The 19216-nt window shown below is 64.9% G+C and carries 16 protein-coding genes; 8 read left to right on the top strand and 8 right to left on the bottom strand.

The features are described 5' to 3' along the window. On the bottom strand, nucleotides 1–486 hold the full coding sequence (locus tag ACP7DD_RS02620; RefSeq protein ID WP_426173152.1) for a putative Ig domain-containing protein: 486 nt from the start codon (nucleotides 484–486) through the stop codon (nucleotides 1–3). Nucleotides 487–1098: 612 nt separating this feature from the next. On the opposite strand from ACP7DD_RS02620, the gene ACP7DD_RS02615 reads away from it, so the two are divergent. From ACP7DD_RS02615 to ACP7DD_RS02580, 8 genes are all read left to right on the top strand, one after another. Beyond that, on the top strand, nucleotides 1099–2388 hold the full coding sequence (locus ACP7DD_RS02615; RefSeq protein ID WP_426173151.1) for a nucleotide sugar dehydrogenase: 1290 nt from the start codon (nucleotides 1099–1101) through the stop codon (nucleotides 2386–2388). Between the two features lie 55 nt (nucleotides 2389–2443). After that, nucleotides 2444–3490 carry an SDR family oxidoreductase gene (locus ACP7DD_RS02610; protein ID WP_426173321.1) on the top strand — a complete coding sequence of 349 codons (1047 nt, stop codon included), beginning with the start codon at nucleotides 2444–2446 and terminating at the stop codon, nucleotides 3488–3490. A 113-nt stretch (nucleotides 3491–3603) separates the two neighbouring features. After that, entirely contained in the window at nucleotides 3604–5004 is a 1401-nt protein-coding gene (locus ACP7DD_RS02605; RefSeq protein ID WP_426173150.1) for a TIGR03013 family XrtA/PEP-CTERM system glycosyltransferase, read from the top strand. Nucleotides 5005–5093: 89 nt separating this feature from the next. Then, nucleotides 5094–7178, top strand: coding sequence for an XrtA/PEP-CTERM system histidine kinase PrsK (prsK, locus tag ACP7DD_RS02600; protein WP_426173149.1), 2085 nt, complete (start codon nucleotides 5094–5096; stop codon nucleotides 7176–7178). A 17-nt stretch (nucleotides 7179–7195) separates the two neighbouring features. Continuing rightward, the gene (gene prsR, locus ACP7DD_RS02595) at nucleotides 7196–8557 is read left to right on the top strand and encodes a PEP-CTERM-box response regulator transcription factor (protein ID WP_426173148.1); all 1362 of its coding nucleotides are present in this window, start codon (nucleotides 7196–7198) and stop codon (nucleotides 8555–8557) included. 8 nt (nucleotides 8558–8565) lie between these two features. After that, nucleotides 8566–9333, top strand: coding sequence for a YdcF family protein (locus ACP7DD_RS02590; RefSeq protein ID WP_426173147.1), 768 nt, complete (start codon nucleotides 8566–8568; stop codon nucleotides 9331–9333). A gap of 13 nt (nucleotides 9334–9346) precedes the next feature. Further along, nucleotides 9347–10672, top strand: a complete 1326-nt coding sequence (locus tag ACP7DD_RS02585) for a right-handed parallel beta-helix repeat-containing protein (RefSeq protein WP_426173146.1) — start codon at nucleotides 9347–9349, stop codon at nucleotides 10670–10672. A 40-nt stretch (nucleotides 10673–10712) separates the two neighbouring features. Then, nucleotides 10713–12911 (top strand): VanZ family protein, encoded by a 2199-nt coding sequence (locus ACP7DD_RS02580; RefSeq protein WP_426173145.1) that lies wholly within the window; start codon nucleotides 10713–10715, stop codon nucleotides 12909–12911. A gap of 1 nt (nucleotide 12912) precedes the next feature. Here the strand turns inward: ACP7DD_RS02580 and ACP7DD_RS02575 are convergent, their stop codons facing one another. Genes ACP7DD_RS02575 through ACP7DD_RS02545 form a run of 7 tightly spaced genes read right to left on the bottom strand, consistent with a single transcriptional unit; the run spans nucleotide 12913 to nucleotide 19195 of the window. Beyond that, entirely contained in the window at nucleotides 12913–13560 is a 648-nt protein-coding gene (locus ACP7DD_RS02575; protein ID WP_426173144.1) for a tetratricopeptide repeat protein, read from the bottom strand. An 8-nt stretch (nucleotides 13561–13568) separates the two neighbouring features. Beyond that, nucleotides 13569–14855: a glycosyltransferase gene (locus ACP7DD_RS02570; protein ID WP_426173143.1), complete on the bottom strand. Its 1287-nt coding sequence runs from the start codon at nucleotides 14853–14855 to the stop codon at nucleotides 13569–13571. Continuing rightward, nucleotides 14849–15712, bottom strand: a complete 864-nt coding sequence (locus ACP7DD_RS02565; RefSeq protein WP_426173142.1) for a hydrolase 1, exosortase A system-associated — start codon at nucleotides 15710–15712, stop codon at nucleotides 14849–14851. The genes ACP7DD_RS02570 and ACP7DD_RS02565 overlap by 7 nt, the downstream gene beginning before the upstream one ends. Further along, complete coding sequence (locus tag ACP7DD_RS02560; protein ID WP_426173141.1) at nucleotides 15709–16551, bottom strand: hydrolase 2, exosortase A system-associated; 843 nt, start codon at nucleotides 16549–16551, stop codon at nucleotides 15709–15711. The genes ACP7DD_RS02565 and ACP7DD_RS02560 overlap by 4 nt, the downstream gene beginning before the upstream one ends. Nucleotides 16552–16554: 3 nt before the next feature. Next, nucleotides 16555–16800, bottom strand: coding sequence for an acyl carrier protein (locus ACP7DD_RS02555; RefSeq protein WP_426173140.1), 246 nt, complete (start codon nucleotides 16798–16800; stop codon nucleotides 16555–16557). A 2-nt stretch (nucleotides 16801–16802) separates the two neighbouring features. After that, nucleotides 16803–17894 carry a GNAT family N-acetyltransferase gene (locus ACP7DD_RS02550; protein ID WP_426173139.1) on the bottom strand — a complete coding sequence of 364 codons (1092 nt, stop codon included), beginning with the start codon at nucleotides 17892–17894 and terminating at the stop codon, nucleotides 16803–16805. Next, a complete protein-coding gene (locus tag ACP7DD_RS02545) occupies nucleotides 17894–19195 on the bottom strand; it encodes an aminotransferase class I/II-fold pyridoxal phosphate-dependent enzyme (protein ID WP_426173138.1) in 1302 nt (433 codons plus the stop codon). The genes ACP7DD_RS02550 and ACP7DD_RS02545 overlap by 1 nt, the downstream gene beginning before the upstream one ends. Nucleotides 19196–19216: the final 21 nt, after the last annotated feature.

Here is a 19216-nt window from a genome sequence, read left to right as displayed (position 1 = left end):
TTACGCTCCGACAGCGGTGAGCACGTGGCCATCGCTAATGACGACACCGCCGCGGCCGTCGTAGTCGAACGACCGCGTGGCGCTGTTGAAGGTGACACCGGCCGGCAGTGGGCTGGCGTTCAGCGTCAACGTATACGCAGCGACATTTGCAACCGAAATGTATTCGGCTACAGAGAAACTTGACGCGATACCCTGGGTGAATGCAATGGTCGGGATAGACAGCCAGACCGGCGCGGGGGCCGGCGCTACCGGCTCGCGCACGACAGGGGCCGGCACCACCGGCGCAGGCGCAGGCGCGACAGGAGCCGGGGCAGGCGCGCTCGGAGCCAGCGGGGCGGCTGCCCCATCGGCGCCACCGCCGCCACCGCACGCCTGAACGGCGAGGGCCACGCTGCCCATCGACAGGTAACGCATGAAACTGCGACGGGAAATGGACGATTCGCCGGCGGAATGTGCAGCCTGGCGGGGATTACAGGTATGATCCATTGGCAACTGTCTTATCAAAATAAAATGGTGTATCGGACAATGAGCGAAAGTTTCCGCGCAGACTTAATTGAAGCTTCTCACACATAACGACATGTTGCCCAGAATCATTAGTAACGAAATGTAGAAAAGTGCCACCAAGAACGATGAACAAGGGAAATTTGCAGGGCGTGCAGCGTAGTTGCTACGCCACACTGTTGAGTTTCCTGCGGAACAATTGTTGAAAGGAGGTGCTAAAATTGCAGCCTTCCAGCAGCGGCCGTTTCGGGCGGGGAAAAAGCTGAATGGGAGATTGGAGGCGGTGACGAAGGGTGATTTTTGAAACCGAATGCGCGCGTATATTGTTGAAGTTGAATGAATTTCCGCGCACCCACACCGGGTGACGCGGCAGTGGCCATGACTCTTTTAGTAAATACCCTAATTACTTGGAACGACGGCCGGGCGGCGAACGGACGCAACCTTTGACACCTGAAAGCTATTACATTGATAACACTTTTATCCCGTTGTTGTTTCTCACGGATAAATTTAGTTGCTTTTAGTTGAGGCGACTTTAGTTCTGTGCTATATTGAAAGTTATTAGAATAGCAAAGATTGATTCTTCAACGGAACCCCATAATGAAATCAAATGACATCGTAGCAGTGGTAGGACTTGGTTATGTCGGCATGCCGCTGGCAGTCGAATTCGGCAAAAAGCGCACGACGATCGGATTCGATCTGTCGACCAGCAAGATCGACAGCTACAAAAAATATATCGATCCGACCGGCGAATTGTCGTCGGCGGAATTGAAAGCGGCCGACCAGCTGTCCGTCAGCACCGATCCAGCCGCGCTGGCGGATGCCAAATATATCGTCGTGGCGGTACCGACCCCGGTCGACCAGGCACATAATCCCGACTTCACGCCATTGGCCGGCGCCAGCAAGACCGTCGGCATGCACATGAAAAAGGGCGCGATCGTCATTTTCGAGTCGACCGTGTATCCGGGCGCGACCGAAGAAGTCTGCATCCCGATCCTGGAACAGCACTCCGGCCTGAAATGGAAAGAAGATTTTCACGTCGGCTTTTCGCCTGAGCGGATTAACCCGGGCGACAAGGAACACACGCTGACGACGATCCTGAAAGTCGTTTCCGGCGATGACGCCGAAACGCTCGAACTGGTCGCCCAGCTGTATGAATCGATCATTACCGCCGGCGTGCACCGCGCCTCCAGCATCAAGGTGGCGGAAGCGGCGAAGGTCATCGAAAACACCCAGCGCGACCTGAATATCGCGCTGATGAACGAACTGGCGATCATTTTCGACAAGATCGGCATCGATACGCTGGAAGTGCTGAAAGCGGCCGGCACCAAGTGGAATTTCCTGCCATTCCGCCCGGGCCTGGTTGGCGGGCATTGCATCGGCGTCGATCCGTATTACCTGACGCACAAGGCCGAAATGATCGGCTACCACCCGCAGGTGATCCTGGCCGGGCGCCGCATCAACGACGGCATGGCCAAGTTCGTTGCCGAGAAAACCGTCAAGTCGATGATCGCCGCGGGTTTTCACGTCAAGGGCTCGAAGGTCAACGTGATCGGCCTGACGTTCAAGGAAAACTGCCCGGACCTGCGCAATTCGAAAGTGGCCGATATCGTCTACGAACTGAAATCCTACGGCGTCGATGTGCACGTCTACGATCCGGTGGCGTCCGCCGCTGAAGCGAAGCACGAATACGACATCGACCTGGTCAGCTGGGAAGACCTGCCGCGCGCCGACGCCATCATCGCGGCGGTATCGCACAAGGAACTGCTGGGCCGTCCGCTGTCGGACCTGCAGTCGAAACTGAACGAAGGCGGCTGCTTCATCGACGTCAAATCGCAGTTCGACCAGAAGGCGATCACCGAAGCAGGCTTTTCCGTCTGGCGCCTGTAAGGATTTGCAGTAACGGTGCCGGCGCGGCTTGCGGCGGCACCGGCATCAACCAGGAATAACAGTGACGAAATTTAACGACATCCAGCAGCATCTGCGCACGCATCGCTACCACTGGCTGGTGACCGGCGCGGCCGGCTTCATCGGCTCGAACCTGGTGGAAGCCTTGCTCAAGCTGAACCAGCGCGTCACCGGGATGGACAATTTCGCCACCGGCCACCAGCACAACCTCGACCAGGTGCAACAGCTGGTTGGCGCCGATGCCTGGCAGCGCTTCGACTTCGTCAACGGCGACATCCGCCAACTGGCAGACTGCGCGCGCGCCTGCCAGGGCGCCGATTTCGTGCTGCACCAGGCCGCGCTCGGTTCCGTGTCGCGTTCGATCCAGGATCCGATCGCAACCAACGAAACCAACGTCACCGGTTTCCTCAACATGCTCACGGCCAGCCGCGACGCCAAGGTCAAGCGCTTCGTCTACGCCGCCTCGAGCTCGACCTATGGCGACCACCCGGACCTGCCGAAGCAGGAGCCGGTGATCGGCAACCCGCTGTCGCCGTACGCGGTGACCAAATACGTCAACGAGCTGTACGCAAATGTGTTCGCGCGCACTTACGGCAGCGAGACGATCGGATTACGATACTTCAACGTTTTCGGTCCACGGCAAGATCCGCATGGCGCCTACGCCGCGGTGATTCCGCAGTGGATCGCCGCTCTGATCGGCAACAAGCCATTGTTCATCAATGGCGACGGCGAGACCAGCCGCGACTTTTGCTTTATCGATAATGTGGTGCAGGCGAACCTGCTCGCCGCGCTGGCCGACCAGCCGGGCGCGGTCAACCAGGTGTACAACGTGGCGCTGAACCAGCGCACCAGCCTGAACGAATTGCACGCAATGATGTGCGAACTGCTGCGCGACCGCTTCCCGCATGTGCTCGAGCACAAGCCTGAACATGCGGGTTTTCGCGCCGGTGACGTGCGCCATTCTCAGGCCGATATCAGCAAGGCGCAGACGCTGCTCGGGTTCGCGCCGACCCACCGCATCGGCGAAGGCCTGAAGCAGGCGATGGACTGGTATGTCGACAGCCTGACGAAAGACAGCAAGTGATACGGCAATTGATACGGCAAGTGATCGCTCAAAAGAAAATGCCGCTCTTGAATTGCGGGCAGGCAATTGCCTGATGCAGCACTAAGTGGCAAAGAAGAAAGCGGGAGATTAACGTGTTAAAAATATCGAATCACTATGTATCGAAGATCGTCTTCGTGCTGCTGTTCGTCGAAGTGTTGGTGCTCATCGGCGCCGCCTACGCCGGCGCCGCGGTGCGCCTGCTCGACGCCGGCGCGCCGGCCACCCCGCATCTCGAACACTTCTTCATTTCCGCCATCGCCTTTGCCGGCGCCATCATCTTCAGCATGAGCGCGATGGGCATGTACCAGCTCAACTTCAGCGAAGGGCTGCGCAACCCATTTTTCCTGAAGCTGATGCCGTCGTTCCTGATGGGGTTTGCGATCCTGACGCTGGTGTTCTACGTCGCCCCGGAGCTGTACTTCGGCCGCGGCATCCTGATGCTGGTGTTCATCATCGCCGCCTGCGGCATTTTCCTTGCCCGCATCATCTTCTTCAAGACGTCCGAGCAGCGCTTCTTCGAGTCGCGCATCATCTTCCTCGGCGGCGGGCCGCTGGCCAAGGAATGCGCCGACCTGGCAAACCAGAGCAACAAGTACCACAAGTACGACATTGCAGGCTTCATCCCGAGTCCGTCCGAGGAGCTGTGCGTGCCGGCCGACAACCTGCTGAAGATCCGCGACGGCGATTCGCTGGTGTCGCTGGCCAACCTGCACAACGTCGGAGAGATCGTCGTGTCGGTGCAGAACCGGCGCGGCGGCTTCCCGATCAAGGAGCTGCTCGACTGCAAGCTGCAGGGCGTCAAGGTGACTGATGCGGCCACCTTCTTCGAGCGCGAAACGTGCCAGATCCGGGTCGACTCGCTGCAGCCGTCGTGGCTGGTGTTCGGCGGCGGCTTCGACCAGAGTTTCTTCCGCATCTTCATGAAGCGCGGCTTCGACCTGATCTGCTCGACAATCATCCTGGCCGTGTCGTTCCCGGTGATGCTGGTGACGGCGCTGCTGATCTACCTGGAAGATGGCGCGCCGATTTTCTATTCGCAGGAGCGGGTGGGCCTGGACGGCAAGTCGTTCAACGTGCTCAAGTTTCGCAGCATGCGCAACGACGCCGAAAAAGGCGGCAAGCCGCAGTGGGCGGCGCAGAACGATCCGCGCGTAACCCGCATCGGCAACTTCATCCGCCGCGTGCGCATCGACGAACTGCCGCAGATCCTCAACGTGTTCAAGGGCGAGATGTCGTTCGTCGGCCCGCGCCCCGAGCGGCCATTCTTTGTCGAGCAACTGATCGACGTGGTTCCTTACTACAACGTGCGCCACAGCATCAAGCCGGGCATCACCGGCTGGGCGCAAGTGCGCTACGGCTACGGCTCCTCGGCCGAGGATGCTTTGCAAAAGTTGCAGTATGACCTGTATTATGTGAAGAATAACAGCCTGTTCCTGGATATCCTGATCCTGATCGATACGCTGAAAGTGGTGCTGTTTCGCAGCGGCCGCTAAGCGCATCGCCGAACGGCCGACCACCTTCGATGTCGACTTAACCGGGAACACCGCATGCGCACAACCGCTGAACAGATGGACGGTCCACGTTGACCACCATCGCCAGCTTCAGCTATGCGACCGCCGCGCTGGCGTTCTTGCTGCTCAGCGTGCTGCTGTCGACCACCTGGCGCGGCCGCGCCCACGGCCGCGTGCTGGCGCTGGCGGCGGCCATTACCGCCGGGTCGAACGCGCTGCTGGCGTGGGAGGCGCTGCACCCGATCCAGTGGTCGGTGGCCACCGACAGCGTCGAAATCCTGCGCAACGGCGCCTGGTCCGGTTTCCTCATCATCCTGCTCGGTCATTTCGAAGACAAGGACAGCCGGCTGCCGTTCCGCCTGCGCCCGAGCCTGGCACTGATCATTGCCTTCTACGTGCTGTATTTCGGCGCCACCGCCCTCGGCTATTTCCGGCTCGAACTGACCAGCGAATTCGGGTTGATGCCGGGCGTAGCTGGCCGGATGGGCATCGCCGTGCTGGGCATGCTGCTGGTCGAGCAGCTGTACCGCAACAAGCCGGAGCAGGAACGCTGGGCGATCAAGTTCGCCTGCCTTGGCATCGGCGCGATGTTCGCCTACGACTTCTATCTGTACAGCGACGCCATGCTGTTCCACCAGGTCAACGCCGACATATGGGCCGCGCGCGGCGCCGTCAACGCCCTCACGGTGCCGCTGATTGCCGTGTCGGTGGTGCGCAGCGCGTCGTGGTCGGCGGAGCTGGCAGTGTCACGCCGGGTGATGTTCCACTCGGCCGCGCTGTTCGGTTCCGCCATCTACCTGCTGACGATGGGCTCGGCCGGCTACTACCTGCGCTACTTCGGCGGCAGCTGGGGCACGGTGATGCAGGTAACGTTCCTGTTCGGCGCCGTCATCCTGCTGGTCGGCATCCTGTTTTCCGGCACCTTCCGCGCCTGGCTGCGGGTATTCATCAGCAAGCATTTCTACAGTTACAACTACGACTACCGCGAGGAGTGGCTGCGCTTTACCAGCACATTGTCGAAGCCCGGCCCGGGGCTGGGCGACCGCGCGGTGCAGGCGGTCGGCGCGCTGGTCGAAAGCTCGGCCGGGCTGATGTGGATTCGCCAAGAGTCCGGCCTGTTCGAGCCGGCCGCCAGCTGGCAGGTGGCGCTGGCGCAAGTGTCGGAACCGGGCGATTCGCCGTTCTGCCAGTTCCTCGACAACAAAGAATGGGTGGTCGACCTGCAGGAATACGAGGAGTGGCCCAGCAAGTACGACGACGTCGCGATGCCGGCCTGGTTGCAGGCCTATCCGCGCGGCTGGCTGGTGGTGCCGCTGATGATGCAGGGCCGCTTGTTCGGCTTCATGCTGCTGATGCAGCCGCGCAGCGCCATCAAGCTGAACTGGGAAGTGATCGATCTGCTCAAAATCGCCGGGAACCAGGCGGCCAGTTACCTGGCGCAATACGAGGCGGCCAACGCGCTGATGGTGGCGCGCCAGTTCGAGTCGTTCAACCGGATGTCGACCTTCGTCGTGCACGACCTGAAGAACCTGGTGTCGCAGCTGTCGCTGATGATGTCGAACGCCGAGCGCCACAAGCACAATCCCGAATTCCAGAACGACATGATCGAGACGGTCAATTTCTCGGTGCAGAAAATGAAGCTGCTGCTGCAAAAGCTGAGCCGCACGGTGACGCCGGAAAACCCGGTGGCGCTGCCGATCGAGCGGCTGCTGCGCCAGGCCGTCGCCAGCAAGGGCGGCTTCGAGCCGCAGCCGGTGCTGACGGTGGCCGATGCCGGCCTGACCGTGCGCGCCGACTGGGAGCGCCTCGAGCGCGTGGTCGGCCACCTGATCCAGAATGCGATCGAGGCCACCGCGCGCGACGGCCGCGTCGAGATCGGGCTGGCCAGGCGCGGCGACAGCGTGCTGATCCGCATCACCGATAATGGCGAGGGCATGAGCGAGGACTTTATCCGCGAGCGCCTGTTCAAGCCGTTCGAGTCGACCAAGTCGGCCGGCATGGGCATCGGCGCCTTCGAAAGCCAGGAATACATCGAGGAACTGGGCGGCACGCTGGAAGTGACCAGTGAACAGGGCCGCGGTTCGACGTTTACCATCATCTTGCCGCTGCTAAAGCAAGAGCGGCAAGAGGCGCACACCATCAATCAGGCAGCATGAGTACCTAAGGATTCGCCGTGACCCAAACGAAACAGAAACTGCTGATCATCGAAGACGATCCAGGCCTGCAAAAGCAGCTCAAGTGGAGCTTCGACGCCTACGACGTGGTCGTCGCCGGCGACCGCGAAAGCGCGCTGGCGCAGATTCGCCGCCACGAGCCGGCGGTGGTGACGATGGACCTGGGCCTGCCGCCCGATCCGGACGGCTCGACCGAAGGGCTGGCGACGTTGCAGCAGATCCTGGCGCTGGCGCCGGACACGCGCGTCATCGTCCTGACCGGCAACCAGGAGCGCGGCAACGCCGTCAAGGCAATCGCCATGGGCGCCTACGACTTTCACCAGAAGCCGTGCGACCCGGAGGTGCTGGGCCTGGTGATCGAGCGCGCCTTTTTCCTCAACGCGCTGCAGCAGGAAAACCGCCGCATGCAGCAGTCGCAGGCCGATTCGCCGATGTCGGGCGTGATCTCGCGCGACGCCGGCATGCTCAAGGTATGCCGCAACATCGAGAAAGTGGCGCCGACGTCGGCGTCGGTGATGATCCTGGGCGAAAGCGGCACCGGCAAGGAAGTGCTGGCGCGCGCGCTGCATGCGCTCAGCCCGCGCGCGTCGAACCGCTTCATGGCGATCAACTGCGCGGCGATTCCCGAGAACCTGCTCGAGAGCGAATTGTTCGGCTACGAAAAAGGCGCATTTACGGGCGCGGCCAAGCAGACCAAGGGCAAGGTCGAACTGGCGCACGGCGGCACCTTCTTCCTCGATGAAGTGGGCGACCTGCCGATGGCGCTGCAGGCCAAGCTGCTGCGCTTCCTGCAGGAGCGCGTAGTCGAGCGCGTCGGCGGCCATGAAGAGATTCCGGTCGACGTGCGGATCGTGTGCGCGACCCACCAGAAACTGAAGGACCTGACCGCCACCGGGCGCTTCCGCGAAGACTTGTATTACCGCCTGTCGGAAATCGTCGTCACCATCCCGCCGCTGCGCGACCGCGTCGGCGACGCCGCGCTGCTGGCGCACCACTTCAAGAACAAGTTCAGCGCGCAGGAATCACGCTCCGCGCTGCACTTCTCGAACGAGGCGATCGGCGCCATCGAAGCGTACGGCTGGCCGGGCAATGTGCGCGAAATGGAGAACTGCATCAAGCGCGCCGTCATCATGACCGACGGCCAGTACATCGCCGCCGACGACCTTGGCCTGAACGGCGCCGCGCCCGAGGAAGAGCCGCTGAACCTGCGCCAGGTGCGCGACGAGGCCGAGTACAAGGCGATCGTCAAGGCGCTGGCGCGGGTCGACGGCAACATCGTCAAGGCGTCCGAACTGCTGGGCATCAGCCGCCCGACCATGTACGACCTGCTGGGACGGCACGGCATCAAGTCGCCCGGCTAAGCCGGCCCATGGCACTGACGACTGCGCTGGCAACGGCGTGCAAGCTGCTGGTACTGCCCCCCGGCGGCATGTTCGCGCTCGCCGCGCTCGGCCTGCTGGTATGGCGGCGCCGGCCCCGGCTGGGCAAGGCGCTGTGCGGCATTTCGCTGGCGCTGCTGTATGTGCTGTCCACCGGCGTCGGCAGCTGGCTGGTGGTGCATCCGCTCGAGTCGCTCGAGCCGGCCCTGCGCGGTGGGCCATCGCCCGCCCAGGCGATCGTCATGCTGACGGCCGGGCGCGTGCGCAACAGCCCCGAATACGGACTGCAGCCGGTGCCCGACTTCACCGCCCTCAAGCGCATCAGCTATGCGGCCCACCTGTATCGCAGCCGCCAGCTGCCGCTGCTGGTGACCGGCGGCATGGCCAGCGAACTGGCCGACGAAGTGCCGCTGGCGATCATCACGCGGCGCGTGCTGGAAAATCAGTTCCAGATTCCTGTCAAATGGACTGAAATCGCGTCGCGCAACACGTCGGAAAACGCGCGCTTTTCGGCAGCGATGCTGAGGCAAGCGGGCATCGGCCACGTCATCCTCGTCACCGACGCGGTGCACATGCGGCGCGCGCGCCTGGAGTTCGAGCGCGCCGGCATCGCCGTCACGCCCGGCCCGACGTTTTATCAGGAGACTGGCTCGTTCGGCCCGCTGCGGCTGTGGCCATCGGCCGAAGGCCTGCGCCGCTCGCATGCCGCGCTGTACGAGTGGCTGGGGCTGGCTTGGTATGCCGTCACCGACAACTAATCCGGCAAGCTCCATGCATCCACGTCGCCGCCGCATTCTTCGCACCTGGTCGATCCTGACCGTGCTGGTGCTGGCCGCTGCCGGCGCCATTGCCGTCCTGGGGGTGCGGGGCACCGACGTTGCTCCACACGCCCTGGTCATACCGGGCGTCGGCGCACTGCCGCGGGCGATGGCGGCGCGGCAAAGCGGCCGCGAAATATTGCTCGGCAGTGCGGCGGAAGTGCGCAGCGCCATCGCGCACGCGTTGCCAGGCGAAGTACTGACGATGCTGCCGGGCCGCTACCATTTCAGCCAGACGCTGCCGCTGGCGCAACCGGGGCGGCCCGACAGCAAGATCACGCTGCGCGCGCGGCAGGCCGATACCGTGTTCATCGATTTCGCGACGGAGCAGGGTTTCGTTGTCACGGCGCCGGACTGGCGGGTGGAAAACCTGTCTCTGCGCGGCGCCTGCGCGGCGCAGCCCGATTGCGAGCATGCCTTCCACGTCGTCGGCGGCGCAGTTCGCTTCGCCGCGATCAACAATACCATTGCCGACTTCAATGCCCATTTCAAGATCAATGGCGAGCGGGGCCGCTTCCCCGACGACGGCCTGATCGAAGGCAATACGCTGACCAATGGCAGCGTGCGCCAGACCGGCGGCTCGGTGACGGTGATCGACATGGTGGCGGTGAACGGCTGGACCATCCGGCGCAACCTGATCAGCGACTTCGTCAAGGCCGGCGGCGACGGCATCAGCTACGGCGCGTTTGCCAAGGGCGGCGGTGCGCGCAACGTGTTCGAGCAAAACGTCGTGGTGTGCGAAGCGCGCCTGCGCGGCCTGGCCGGCCAGCGCGTCGGCCTGTCGCTTGGCGGCGGCGGCAGTGGCAAGCAGTACTGCCGCGATCAGAAATGCATTACCGAGCAGGACGAGGGAGTGATCCAGTCGAACCTGGTGACGTCTTGCTCGGACGCCGGCATTTACCTTAACAGCGCCGCGCGCAGCCGGGTCCTGCACAATACGCTGCTCGACACCACCGGCATCGAAGCGCGCTTTGCCGGTAGCACCGGCGACGTCGAGGGCAATCTGGTCGATGGCCGGATTGTCGAGCGCGCCGGCGCCCGTTTGCGCCTGCGCGAGAACAGGGCAACGCCCGCAGCGGCGCTTTTTGTCGGCCAGCATCCGGTGCGCCGGCTCTTCGCCACCGATGGCGCGGCGGCGCTGGCATGGCGCGAGGCGCCGCCGCGCCGCACGGCGCCCACGCCGGCACTGCCTGACCTGTGCGCGGCCACGCGCCCGCCGCTGGCCGCGCTGGGCGCGTTCGAAGACCTGGTCCGGTGCCGGCACCAAGCGGCGCCATGATCATGGCGACCTATTTTCAATCTCACGGCCAGGATGGACCATGTCTGAAATCAGCCCGGCGTTAACGTCCCGCCCACACGTACGGCCGCCTGAGGTATCGACGCTGCCGGCGCGCCTGTTCCTGGCGGCGGTGGTGGCGTTCATCGTCTACGGTTCGCTGTTCCCGTTCGATTTCTCCGGCCAGGCGCAGTCGCTCGAATCGTTCTTCGCCGAGTCGCGCATCTTTGCCAACCGCGCGGACGCGATCGACAACTTCATCCTGTTCCTGCCGCTCGGCGTCGCCGTGCACCTGGCGTTTCGCAGCTACGCCGCGCGCGCCACCGCCGTGCTGCTGGCGGTGCTGCTGCTGGCGCTGGGCATCCAGCTGCTGCAGTTGTACCTGCCGAGCCGCATCGCCTCGGTGGCGGACGCGTTCTGGAATACCGCCGGCCTTGGCGTCGGCCTGCTGGTGGCGGCCCGCGTGCGCCATGCGTTTCGCGCCCAGCTGTCGGCCGACAACGAACACCGTGACCTGTTCCTGGCATGCCTGGTGCTGCTGTGGTTCCTGTACGAGTCGTTCCCGTTCGTGCCGACGCTCGACATCGGCTTGCTGCGCGCGCACGTCAAGTCGGTGGTGTTCGCGCCGCCTTTCGAGCCGATGCGCCTGTTCCAGCACGGCCTGGCGGCCACCCTGGCCGGCATCGCGGTGACGGGCATGGGCATGCTGCGCCGCCCGCTGGCCGGCGTCATCGGCCTGGGCGTGGTGGCCGTCGGCCTCGAAGTGCTCGTCGCCTACGGCAGCCTGCGGCGCGAAACGCTGCTCGGCATCGTAGCGGGGCTGGCGGCAGGTTTCGTCGTCGGCCAGCGCGCCAGTGCGCGCAGCCACGACGCCGTCTTCGTGCTGGCGCTCGGCGCCTACCTGGTCACCGTGCTGACGCCGTACCGCGGCCAGATGCTCGATGGCGGCTTCACGCTGACGCCGTTTTCACACCTGCTCTGGCGCGGCGTGCTCAAGGAAGTACCGCCAGCGGCGTTCGAGGCGCTGGCGATCGGCGCCATGCTGTGGGCCGGGATGGCCGGGCCGGCGCGCTGGCGCCGGCGCCCGCTGTTGTGGAGCGCGCTGGTGCTGCTGTTGCTGGTGGTGCTCGAATGGGTGCGCGTGGCGATAGTCGGCGTGCATGGCGACACCACGACGCTGGCGATGGCGCTGATGCTGGCGCCGGCCGCCGTCGCCCTGCGCGCCGGCGTTGGCGAACCCGCTGCCGAGGCGGAGCTGCCGCCGCCGGCGCAATCGACGCGCCTGGCCCATCCGCTGCTGCCGCTGGCCGTCACCGCCGCCGTGCTGACGTTGGCGATGTGGCTGGTGCTGCAGCTGCCGGGCATTCCGTACAACCTGAAAAAGCTGTTCGGCGAGCATGCGCTGGCCGGCGCGGCGGTGTTTTCGCTGGCGCTGCTGTGGCTTGGCGGCGGGCCGTGGCTGGCCGCGCGCGCGGTGCTGCAGCTCGACGCGCGGCGCCGCCACGGCGCCCTCTGGACGCCGCCGGTGGTGGTCGGCCTGGCGCTGGTCAGCTACGCGCTGGTCAACCTCGCAACGCCGGCCATCATGCTCGAGAAGATCATCGGCGCGCCCGACCTGTATCGCCGCGTCGTCGACGACAATTACTGGGGCGAGGCCTGGCGTACCGGCCTGGCCGGCTGGCCGCGCGTTGCGGTCGACGCGACCGAACGGCTAGTGCGCTTCGTCGCGCTGTACGCGGTCTTTGCGATCCCGCTGGTGGTCGGCCTGGCGGCGATCGCGCGGCGTGACAGGCGCGCGCGCGTCATGGTGCTGGTGCTTTGCCTGTTGCCGTTCTGGGTGCTGGCCAAGTACGTGGTGCTGGACTGGGCGATCACCGACAACCTCACCGAACTGGTGGTCGACGGTGGCGCATTCTACCTGGCGCTGGCGGTGGCGCTGTTCGCCGCCAATGCGGTGCTGCTGGGAGGAGGGATGGCGCGTCGGCCTGTACTGCTGGCGGCGACTGGCGCGCTGCTGGGCGCCAGCTGGCTGCTGCTGAACCAGGCCATCGAGACGGTGGTGATCAACGGCGGCAGGGTGTTCGGCGGGCTGCAGTTCCTGCTTGGCCAGGACCGCACCACCTTGCTGTCGGCGCCGGAGCTGTTCGCCCGCTGGGGCGCGCTGTACCTGGCGGCGCTGGCCGCGGTGGTGGCCGGCATCGTGCTGGCCAGGCGATTGCGGCCGCTGCCGGCCGCGTCCTGATTCAGGGCTTGTCGTTCCACTTGCCGGCCGCGGCCAGCTTGTTCTTCAGGCCAGGCAGCGGGAAGCCGAGCGCGTAGGCCTTCTTCGCATACAGCAGCGCGTTGTCGTAATCCTTGCGCTGGTAGTAGCTCAGGCCGACGTTGTAGTTGATGGTCGGGTTATCAGGGCTCAGGTCGACCGCTTCCTTAAACATCAGGAAGGCCTTGTCGGGTTTGCCCATCGCGTACAGGTAGTTGCCGTATTCGGCCTTGACGCCGCCGTCGTTCGGCTGGAAGCGGCTAGCCCGTTCGAAATAGCATTCGACTGGATATCTGGCGCCAGGCACCTGCAGCGTCTTGCTGCGCACCGCCACCTTGGCGAGCGTCGCCAGCGCACGGTGGTGGTTCGGGATCGCCCGCAGTGTGTAGTCAAGGTCGCCGCCGATCGCACCGGAACTGCCGCGGATGCCGTTTTCGACGTCCGCAGTAAAGTGGCCGCCTTCAACTAGATCGAAATCGTTGCTGTGCTCTCCGCGGGTACGGTAATCGAACGGCCCGAAGGCATTTTTCAAGTCGCCGCAAAAATTGACTTTGCCATCGGTCGCTGCCGCCGCGCTGCCTGTCGCCATCAACGCCATGCTCAGCGCCGCAATCTTCCACATGCTATTCATAGTCGCTCCTAGTGTTTGGACACGCGCGGTTTGGCGTGCGCCGGTTCAGCCGGCACTTCAATGGTAATCGTATCGAGCAGCGTCGCCAGCACGCCGGTGCGCGCGCGGCGCGAATTGGCGTTGATGTCGGCGCTCGACGCCAGCGGCGCTGTGCCGGCCTCGGCCAATGTGAGGAAGCGTAGCATGCCTTCGACAATCGCCGCTTTCGAATCGAGCGGGGCGATCGTATCGATGCCAGCCTTTCGCAGGGTGGCGGCGGTGTCGCCGATCGGATCGGTCAGCGCCAGGATCGGGCGGCGCGCGCGCAGGTATTCGTACAGCTTGGCCGGCACCTGGTGGTTGCAGTTGGTCGCCTGCAGAATCAGCAGGCCGCCGGCGGTGACCATTTCGGCCAGCGCGTCGCGGTACGACACGTGCGGCGCCAGGGTCACCAGGTCCTCGATGCCGGCGTCGGCGATCAGCTTGGCGAGATACTCGTCGTGGCCGGTCGCGCGCAGCACCAGCTCGAACGTGGCGGCCGCGATGCGGCCCTGCGCCTTCAGTTCGGCGAGCGCTTGAAACAGCGGAATCGGATCCCGCTCGGACGGGTAGATCACGCCGCTGTGGACGAGCCGGAAACGCGCACCTTGCGGCGCTGCCGCCAGGCTCTCGGCGTCGGCGAAGTTCTCTTCGTCGAACCCGTTTTCGAGCAGCGTGAAGCGCGCCGGATCAATCTCGGGGAAGCGGGTGCGGTAAGTGACGATCGCGCCCGGCGTGGTGCAGACGGCGCGCTGGCAATGCTGCACGGTCTTCTTTTCGATCCACTGGTAGACGCGGCGCGTGACCGGATTGGACGGATAGCCTTCGTCGGTCATCGGATCGCGCAGGTCGGCCACCCATGGGATGCCGGTGAGGCGGTGCAGAACGTAGCCGATGATGTGGGCGGTGGCGATCGGATAGGTCGACCAGATCACGGCCGGACGGTATTTGCGCACCAGCGACAGGCCGGCCGGCACGGCGCCGAGCGCCCATGTGGCCCAGCGGTCCGGCAGCGCCATCCAGCTCACGTAGCGGCCCTTGAACGACAGGTGGCGCGCGGTGTCGAGCGCAAAGGCGCGGTGCACCACCACGTCGGCCGGGATGTCGCGCAACTGGTCGTCACCGCTTTGGGCGTAGGCCCTCGGATGGGCCGACAGCACCACCGGCTGCCAGCCATACTGCGGCAGGTACTGGGCGAACTTGAGGGTGCGCTGGATGCCGCTGCTGCCGCGCAGCGGCGGAAAATGGAAGGCGATCATCAGCACGCGCTTTACCATGATTTCACCCACTCGCCGGTCCAGCCGGAGACCTGGTCGCGCCAGACGCGGCGCGAGAACGTATGGTCCGCCTCGTCGAGCGCCTGACGCGTGACGTGGCTGGCGCCGAGCAGCCGCTGCCACTGGGGCGAGCCTTTCGCCAGGTCGGAAAACTCCTGCGCCGTCAGGTCGCGTCCACTCAGTATCAACAAAACCTTGCCTTTAAATTTGGTCATCCCGGCGAGCATGCGATCGGGGAGCGGCGCGCAGGAGTCGGCCGGCTCGCCCGCCTCGGGCGCCGGCGCGTCGGCGCTGCCGCGGGCGGCGCCGAGCAGCCTGGTAAACGAGCGCAGCGCGCCGCGGTAGTCGAAGCGCCCGCTGGCGATCTTGCGCCACAGCGCCGGCTGCAGCAGGCGGTCGACGTAGTAGTGCTTCAGGGTCGCCTTGGCGTGGCCGCCGGTGGTGCGCACCCACGGATTGAGCAGCACCAGGCCGCACACGCGCGCGTCGCTGGCGCCGTAGAACAGGGCGGCCGAGGCGGCGTCGCACAGGCCCCAGATCACCACTTCGCGCATGCCCGGCACCAAGGTCAGAAAATGGTCGATCGCCGCGCGCAGGTCATGCTGGACGTCCTCGAAGCTGCGCGGCTCGCCGCCGCTGTCGCCCATGCCACGGTAGTCGAAGCGCATGGCCGGAATTCCCTGCTCGGCCAGGCTGCGCGCCAGCAAAGTGAACTGGCGGTGGCTGCCGGCGCGGTATTGCGGCCCGCCGACGACGACCAGCACGCCGCGCGCGGCGCCTTGCGCCGGCAGGCTGGCGATGCCGTACAGGCTGTCGTCTCGGCAGGTAAAGTTGACGGCTGTTTCCTGGTAATTCATGCCGCTATCCCTGCAAACACCGCCGTCGTGGCTGCCACCAGGGCCGCGCATTCGGTCACTTCCTGGGCGGCCCAGAACGGCGGGCAGGTGACCAGGTGGATCTGCGGCGCGGCGCCGGCTGCTTGCCACGCGGTTGTGACCTTGGAGGCGGCGGGCGAAATCGGGCGGCCGTCGGCCGGCACCGCTTCGAACCAGTGCACCGGGCAGCTGGCAACGAACAGCGCGGCGGCGTCGAGCGACTCGATGGCGTCGGCCATCGCCGGCGCCAACTCGTAGCCGGCTATTTCAAGTGCCTCGCCGGCGCGCAGCTGGTCCCGCAGCGCCTTGGTGCCGCCGCCTTTTTCCTTGTCGTCCGATAGCATGTCGTTGGCGATTCGCAGGCGCAGGAACTGGGTCAGGAAGGTGGCGCCGCTTTGCACCGGCTGCCACAGCATCAGGCTGGCGACCGGCTCGTGCGCATCACGCGCGAAGTCGAGCGCCAGCAGGGCGCCCAGGCGCAGGCCCCACAGGCTGACCGGCACGCCGAGGCGCTCGCGCAGCCAGCGCTGGCCAAGCGCCAGGTCGTGCTTCCAGAGGTCCCAGCGCGCTTCGCCGAAGTCGCCGCTGCTGTCGCCACAGCCGTACAGGTCGATCAGCAGCACGCCGAAGCCGCGCGCGGCCAGGTCGCGCGCCTGCAGCGCGGCCATGCGGCGCGACTTGTTCATCTCTTCACCGAACGGCGGCACGTACAGCAGCGCGCCGCGGCAGGCGCCGGCCGGCGGATGGAACAGGCAAAAGCGCTGGCCAGGTTCCGTTTGCAGGAAAAAGGCCTCGGCGCGTGGAGCGTCTGGAACCGGCATCGACTACGCCAGTTTTTGCTGCACGAAAGCGGTCAGGCTTCCGAGCGTTTCGAACGTGGTGGCGCTGATCTCGTCGTCGTCCACGGTGATGCCGAAGTGTTCTTCGAGCGCGGTGATCAGGTTCACCACTGCCATCGAGTCGAGTTCGGGGATGCTGCCGAGCAGTGCCGATTGTTCGGTCAGGCTGTCTTTGGCGGCGCCAAGGCTGAGGACGTCAGCCAAAATTGTTTTAACTTCTTCCAGGTACATGATTATTCCGACGATTGGTTGTTGGCGAGCGGGGGCGCGGCGACCGCCGGCTCGGGTAATGGCTGCGCTTGCTGGCGGCCGGGACGGTTTTTGACGAAGGTGTGCAGCCGCAGCAGGATCGGCCAGCGGTAACTGTTGACATGGTACAACGTGCGCACCTCATCGGTCCATTTGGTATGCCAGTCCATGACCTTGCCGTAGAACTCGAGCGTGCCGTAGGTCTTGTTGGCGAACATCTGCTGGCAGCTTTCCTCGCGCATCAGGAAGGCCGGCGAATAGTGGCTAGGCACGCTTTCGTCGTAGGTGGTCTTCAGGATCACGCGCACGCCGTCGCCCTCGATGCACAGGTCCATCGCCACGACTTTGTCGTTAAAAAAGTAGCGGATCATGACGGCCGCGCCGCGCCGGCAGAAGCCTTCTAGCATGCTGCGGTAGAAGCGGCCCTGGGCGTTGTCCGGATGGATCGCGGTGCCGCCCTGCGCCTTCCAGCCGGCGCTTTCGAGCAGGCCGAACTGGGCCACCGCCGCCGCCATGTCTTCCGGGGCGCTGAGGGTGTCCATGCGCGCGACAATGTCTTCCTTGAGCATGCGGGCGCGCTGCTTTTTCAGGTTGGCGCGCAAGTTCTTGCCGCGCGCCGCCCAGTACTCGTCAAAGGTCCCAGTCACGGTGATGCGCGCGGTGTCGATGTAGTCGGCGGTCTGCACGGCGCTTGCGGCGTCCGGGCGCGCCAGCAGCAGCGGGTCGCACTGGGTCAGGCCGACCACCAGCGGCAGGCCCGGCAGCTTGCGCATCAGAGAGGAGAGCAGGGCGTCGAGGTCGGCGCCGCGCAAGCTCATCCACATGCCGAGCGGCGCCTGCGACGGCTGGAACGTGGCCCAGGCGCCGCGCCGCACCGGCGCCATGATCGCCATCGCCACCACCAGCTTGCCGTCGCGGCAAATTGCCAGCATTTCCGCGCCGGTGCCAAATTCGGCCAGCAACGGCTGGACGAAATCGAGCTCGAACAGCGGCGAGCGCGGGCCTTGCCGGTTCAGTTGGTGCCATTGTTCGGCATGCCGGGCGAATTCGCTCGCCGGGACGATAGTCCAGTTCATCATAGTGGCTGTGGGTGCGCGCGCAGCGCGTCCTTGATTTGGTCGATCATCCAGTCCAGTTCGTCCTCGCGCAGTTCCTGATGGCAGGAAAACGACATCACGCGCTTCGACAGGTCGACGCTATTGGCGCAGACCGTGGCGTCGACGCCGGGCCACAGGTATTCGCCGAATCGAATGATCGGCACGCCGCGCGACTTGAGCGTGTTGAACGCCGGCTGGGGATTGTCGGTAAGTAGGGGGAACACCCAAGGGTAGACGCCCTCGGGCAAGGTGGAAAACAGCGGCCGGCAGCCGGGCACGCCTTCGAGCGCGGCCGCCATTTTCAGGTAGTTCTTGCGGCGCAGGGCGCCCATGCGCGGGCGCGACACCAGTTTCAGCATCGCGCGCGAGAACATCGACGAGTGCTTGTCGAGCCAAGCCGGATCGAAGCTGAAGCCGCCTTCGGACGAGCCCGGCACCATCGAGTGGGCGCCGGCCGGCTTGGCCTTCTTGATCGAGCGCCACAGGAAATCCTTGGTTGCCAGCGGCAGCCACAGTAGCGCCTTGACGACGCCAAGGCGGCCGAACGAAAAGCTGTCTTCGAGCGCGTTGAGCGCCGCTTTTGCCTCGAAGCCCTTGCCGGCCGAGCGCAGCGTCACCGCGTCGAGCGAATGGCGGGCCGACACCAGCAGCCCGCCTTCGTAAATCGGGAAGAACTTCATGCTGCTGGCGATCGCATAGTCGCCGTAGGAGCCGACCGGCCGGCCCTTGTGTTCGCCCAGGAAGCAATGGGCGCAGTCTTCCAGCATCAGCAAGTTGTGGCGGTCGCAAAACGCGCGGATGGCCGACAGGTCCTGCGGGAAGCCGAAGTAATTGGTCACCATCAGCACCTTGCTGGTGCCGTCGAGCTTGGATGCGATGTCGTCGAGGTTGATCGACGTGTCGTCATTGATGCGGTAGAACACGGGCGTGGCGCCCGACCAGGTCACCGGCTCGATCATCGAGGCGCAGTGGAACGACGGCACCAGCACCGAGTCGCCGGCCTTGATGTTCATCTGGCGCAACGCCAGCGCGATGGCGATGCGGCCGCTGGTCACCTCGCGCGCCTGGCCCGCGTCGAGGATCGAGCGCACCGGCGGCGCGCCGCTGTCGAAAAACGAGTCGAACGACAGCACCGGCGACACCGGTGCGACGGCGGCAGGGAAGTGGGGACGGTCGGACGCCGGGCTGGCGGACGCTTCGGCGTCCGCCACAGTGCTGCTGCCGGTTCGCGGCGGGTACTGTACGGCGCCGTCCATCGTCCGCTTGACATCAGTGTCCATAGATTCCTAGTTTCAATTTCT

This window comes from Massilia sp. TWR1-2-2 (assembly GCF_049897565.1).
Lineage (GTDB): Bacteria > Pseudomonadota > Gammaproteobacteria > Burkholderiales > Burkholderiaceae_D > JAFCUW01.
The sequence above is the reverse complement of the archived record's forward strand: the minus strand, read 5'-3'. Positions and strand labels throughout refer to the sequence as shown.

What these genes read in the sequence shown, in the direction of transcription:
- ACP7DD_RS02620 (WP_426173152.1), bottom strand. Translation starts at nt 486, where the DNA reads ATGGATCATACCTGTAATCCCCGCCAGGCTGCACATTCCGCCGGCGAA.
- ACP7DD_RS02615 (WP_426173151.1), top strand. Translation starts at nt 1,099, where the DNA reads ATGAAATCAAATGACATCGTAGCAGTGGTAGGACTTGGTTATGTCGGC.
- ACP7DD_RS02590 (WP_426173147.1), top strand. Translation starts at nt 8,566, where the DNA reads ATGGCACTGACGACTGCGCTGGCAACGGCGTGCAAGCTGCTGGTACTG.
- ACP7DD_RS02585 (WP_426173146.1), top strand. Translation starts at nt 9,347, where the DNA reads ATGCATCCACGTCGCCGCCGCATTCTTCGCACCTGGTCGATCCTGACC.
- ACP7DD_RS02580 (WP_426173145.1), top strand. Translation starts at nt 10,713, where the DNA reads ATGTCTGAAATCAGCCCGGCGTTAACGTCCCGCCCACACGTACGGCCG.
- ACP7DD_RS02575 (WP_426173144.1), bottom strand. Translation starts at nt 13,560, where the DNA reads ATGAATAGCATGTGGAAGATTGCGGCGCTGAGCATGGCGTTGATGGCG.
- ACP7DD_RS02570 (WP_426173143.1), bottom strand. Translation starts at nt 14,855, where the DNA reads ATGGTAAAGCGCGTGCTGATGATCGCCTTCCATTTTCCGCCGCTGCGC.
- ACP7DD_RS02565 (WP_426173142.1), bottom strand. Translation starts at nt 15,712, where the DNA reads ATGAATTACCAGGAAACAGCCGTCAACTTTACCTGCCGAGACGACAGC.
- ACP7DD_RS02560 (WP_426173141.1), bottom strand. Translation starts at nt 16,551, where the DNA reads ATGCCGGTTCCAGACGCTCCACGCGCCGAGGCCTTTTTCCTGCAAACG.
- ACP7DD_RS02555 (WP_426173140.1), bottom strand. Translation starts at nt 16,800, where the DNA reads ATGTACCTGGAAGAAGTTAAAACAATTTTGGCTGACGTCCTCAGCCTT.
- ACP7DD_RS02550 (WP_426173139.1), bottom strand. Translation starts at nt 17,894, where the DNA reads ATGAACTGGACTATCGTCCCGGCGAGCGAATTCGCCCGGCATGCCGAA.
- ACP7DD_RS02545 (WP_426173138.1), bottom strand. Translation starts at nt 19,195, where the DNA reads ATGGACACTGATGTCAAGCGGACGATGGACGGCGCCGTACAGTACCCG.